Consider the following 626-nt stretch of genomic DNA (forward strand, 5'->3'; position numbering starts at 1 on the left):
GGCGTAACCGGCGTTATCGATTACCAGACCGGGGATTTTACGGTTCTGGCCTTGCAGGATTACAACTATACAGAATACAGCAATGTCTCTCGCTCTGTTGCTGGTCGCACTTATTACCGGGTAGAAACCACCAACACCACCAGAACCCAGACCTTTAACGGCAGCAGCATCACCGCTATCGCCCAGGCCAGCAACCTGAGCCATGCCCCCTACAGCGAAACCCTGCCATCGCCCGAGCTGACCCTCGACCTGCTGCCCTTAATAAGCGACACCTTACTGCCAAACAGCGTGGTCTTTGATTGGAACGGGCAGACCTACTATGACCGGGATGGCCAGGTGTTCACCGACATCAGCACCGAAACCAACGCAGGCCTGCAGGTAGGCAGCATTGACTACAGCGGTGGCGTAGTCACGTTATACCAATTGAATTTTCTAACTACTGTATAACTGCCCAATCACGGGAGCACAGACTGAACAGTCGACCAGCTTCGCTGCAAAGGTTATTCCAAGCTTCACAGCAACAATCTACAATATTTTCATAACCTGAAAATGCTTTGTTTGATAAGTCATGCTCCCGCATCCACTCCCATAGCCTTTCTGAGCTGTTTAACTCCGGTGCGAATGGT

The 626-nt window shown here is 51.4% G+C and carries 1 protein-coding gene and 1 pseudogene; one reads left to right on the forward strand and one right to left on the reverse strand.

Annotation, left to right across the window (positions count from 1 at the left end; all coding sequences use genetic code 11):
• A partial coding sequence (locus tag AK963_RS34300; RefSeq protein ID WP_202969963.1) for a hypothetical protein occupies positions 1-447 on the forward strand: 447 nt, incomplete at its 5' end.
• Here the strand turns inward: AK963_RS34300 and AK963_RS36365 are convergent.
• Positions 437-626 (reverse strand): annotated as a pseudogene (locus tag AK963_RS36365) (IS630 family transposase); the annotation flags it as partial. The gene AK963_RS34300 and the pseudogene AK963_RS36365 overlap by 11 nt on opposite strands.

The sequence above is a fragment of the Endozoicomonas atrinae genome, assembly GCF_001647025.1.
Classification (GTDB): Bacteria; Pseudomonadota; Gammaproteobacteria; order Pseudomonadales; family Endozoicomonadaceae; genus Endozoicomonas; species Endozoicomonas atrinae.